The organism is Peribacillus sp. SIMBA_075 (assembly GCF_046534585.1).
The window spans coordinates 1-259 of record NZ_JAWRYN010000941.1 but is presented as its reverse complement, the minus strand read 5'-3'; the positions used below and the strand labels follow the sequence as shown (position 1 = coordinate 259).

The window sequence follows — 259 nt, the reverse complement described above, 5'->3', positions numbered from 1 at the left end:
AGGAGCGCTTGATGCAAAAACGGCAAAAGTTGTGATTCCGGCAACTAAACAAAGAAGACCGATCACGAGTAAAGATAAAAATATTTTTTTAAATAGACCTGCTTTCTTTTTGCCTTTTTTGTTCTTTTGCTTCTTATTGTTTTCTTGACTTGCTTTACGTCGCTGTTCACGACTTGTAAATTGATCAGACATCACATCTCAACCTTTCGTGTTAAACCTTTTTCGAACGTAAATATTGCTCACTTTCATCCGAAAAATG

At 35.5% G+C, this 259-nt stretch carries 1 protein-coding gene; it reads right to left on the bottom strand.

The annotated features are described in order from the left end of the window. The coding region (locus SB775_RS31030) for a hypothetical protein (RefSeq protein ID WP_410865114.1) at positions 1 to 192 on the bottom strand (192 nt) is incomplete at its 3' end. Positions 193 to 259: the final 67 nt, after the last annotated feature.